The organism is Pseudomonas sp. PA1(2017) (assembly GCF_001945375.1).
Taxonomy (GTDB): Bacteria; Pseudomonadota; Gammaproteobacteria; order Pseudomonadales; family Pseudomonadaceae; genus Aquipseudomonas.
Window position 1 is genome coordinate 1 of sequence record NZ_MSXU01000008.1, and the last position, 1,445, is coordinate 1,445.

The window sequence follows — 1,445 nt, forward strand, 5'->3', positions numbered from 1 at the left end:
CGTTGTTGTTGTTCAGGCTAAGCTGTGCGGTCATGGCATCGCCGTAGTACTCGGCGCCCAAAATCACCGGCAGTTGTAACTGGCCGCTTCTCACCGGCCCCGTATAGATCAACTGAACACGGCCCGCTCCAGATTGTGGGCCATAGGCGGTACTGGCAGTAGATCTCACTGTGCGTGCAGGATGCGTTAATACTCTAGCCAGCTCATTCACATAAGCACGAATGCCAATTCCTGGCACAGCCGTTTGGTAGACATCCGGGAGATTCGTCGCCAGCAATGGAGCAAGTGACCACCTGACCTCGGACACGGTATAGCAATGGCTCCTGGGCCTGGAAGTACCCGGAACCCATTGACTATCCCAAAGAACATCCCCAGGAGAATAACGGGCATTGACTGGGATGGATAAATTATCAGGCAAGGTGACATTTATGTAAGAGGTTTCACTTTGGAGTATGCATCTGGCAAGTACAGACTGCGAAAAAAACATCATTGAAAAAATCACACTGCCGCCAAGCAAAACCTCCAAGCATCTCCTGGCCTTGAATACACCAAAAAATCTCTTACACGCTAAATACGAAAATTGCATAAGCCTGAGTCCCTCGCCTCATGCCCGCGGCACAATGGCTGCTATTTTCAAACATGGAAATATTTATGGGCTGATACTGGTCGTCACTCGCTAATGGCAAAGCAATTCCTGCACCTAGCGGTATATCGGGCGTATTTAATACTCAAAGCGAGCCTGGCTTACATTCTTCTTCGGTAACTCAAGCGCATACGCAACCTGACATTGCTGGTCGGCCGACTCAACACCATCTGATGAGCAGAGAAGCACTACTCTCCACGCAACCATTCTGTTACCCTGCCGCACGCCCCTAGGTCGGTACCTTGGAGAGTCAATACTTTGATACCGATGGCATACCGTGAGAGGCTGATCTCGGCATATCCTGAAAATTACACACCGGCTCTCCTTCACTGTAAAAAACTTCTCAACGACAACATGTCTCTTGATGCCAGGCGTTCATTGATAACTCATGGTGAATGTCGCCATTGCGTTTGCACTGCCAGCTCGGACGGTGTCGGTACTGACGTACTCTATGGTGAACGGAATCGACACATATCCTGCGGCTGAGGCAGTGCCAACATGAATCTGATTCGGATTGCCTGCCAGAGCCGAGTCGGGGCCGTAACGAACCACCGACGCATTGTGTCTTACCCGATAACCGATGCCTCTGGCACTCGATCCGGGAGTTAGCGACAGTATGTCTGAATCATTACCGGAATTACTGGAGTCCGTGAGCGTAACGTTCAGCCCAACTGCCGAATTACAGTTGATTCCAATGACAAATGGCGTGCGACCATAGCTCGACCCTACGGCAGGGAAACGTTCAGTGGAGGCTGCGGGCATGGATACGTTGATATTGGGGGTGGTGACTTCGCAAGTACCC

Annotated in this window: 2 protein-coding genes; both read right to left on the reverse strand. The window is 51.1% G+C overall.

The window, feature by feature from the left end; translation table 11 throughout:
• Positions 1–526 (reverse strand): hypothetical protein (locus BVH01_RS24835; RefSeq protein WP_218189094.1); only part of this gene is annotated, 526 nt, incomplete at its 3' end.
• Positions 527–1,018: 492 nt separating this feature from the next.
• On the reverse strand, positions 1,019–1,445 hold a 427-nt coding region (locus BVH01_RS07110; RefSeq protein ID WP_139317792.1), incomplete at its 5' end, for a fimbrial protein.